General features: G+C 62.1%; 1 protein-coding gene. It reads left to right on the top strand.

Annotated elements, in window-relative coordinates:
* The coding region (locus tag QT222_RS00660; protein ID WP_491475971.1) for a Vms1/Ankzf1 family peptidyl-tRNA hydrolase at positions 1-731 on the top strand (731 nt) is incomplete at its 5' end.
* Positions 732-1,022 lie beyond the last annotated feature (291 nt).

Here is a 1,022-nt window from a genome sequence, read left to right as displayed (position 1 = left end):
CTGAATTCGAGATAGCCCCCGTCGAGCAGGCGCTCACCCCGTCAGAGGTGTACGGTCTGGTCGTCCTCGAACGGGGCCGTGCCGCCCTCGGTCGCCTCGCCGGCGAACGCATCGTTTCCAGCCGGACCTTCGAGAGCCAAGTGATGGGAAAATCCCGTGCTGGCGGTCAGAGTGCGCAGCGATTCGAACGCGAGCGAGACCGACAGAAACACGAGTTCTTCGAGCAGGTCGCCGACGCTGCCGAGCAGACGTTCCTCGATGAGCCCACTGTCGATGGCGTCATCCTCGGCGGGACGACAATCACCGTCGACGAGTTCCAGCAGGGTGACTATCTCCACCACGAGTTGCGGGACCACATACTAGGCGTCTATCCGATTGAGTACGCAACCAAGCAGGGTCTCTCGCAGCTCGTTGAGCGTGCCGAGGACGTACTGTCTGATGCTGAGCGCCGACGGGAGCGGGAATCCCTCGATCGGTTCTTCACGGTGCTGGGACAGGGTGGAGATGTCGCCTACGGAGCTGATGAAACGCAAACCGCCCTCGACTATGGAGCAGTCGACGTCCTCCTCGTTTCCGACGCACGGCCACCAGCAGAGATTCGTGAGCTGGAGGAAGCGACGACCGACCAAGGCGGTGAGTGTCTCGTTGTGTCGACTGACACAGATCGAGGTGCCCAGTTCGATACTGCATTCGGGGGTCTTGGAGCGCTCCTCCGGTTTCCGATCAACTAAGCCGAGTAGTATTGGCCGCCATAGTTGTCGTAGCGTCCCAGTGTAGGGTCTGGAGGTAGTCCCCGGTCGCGCAGACAATCTCGAGCGGCCGTAAACCGGGTGGGTTCGATGGCACCAGTAGCAGCTATGCTGTTTGTCGACTGGAGCGGAGATTGAAGCTAGTGGAGTGGCGGGGCCTGCCTTCCCAAACCCGGGGAGGGTGTGGGGAGGGGCAACAAAGGGGAACCACCGGTGGGGCGCGGTTGGGGGGGACGCGGCAGCGTCTTCGTGTATGCAAGCCCCGTCCCAACG

Source organism: Haloferax sp. s1 (genome assembly GCF_058382125.1).
The sequence above is the reverse complement of the archived record's forward strand: the minus strand, read 5'-3'. Positions and strand labels throughout refer to the sequence as shown.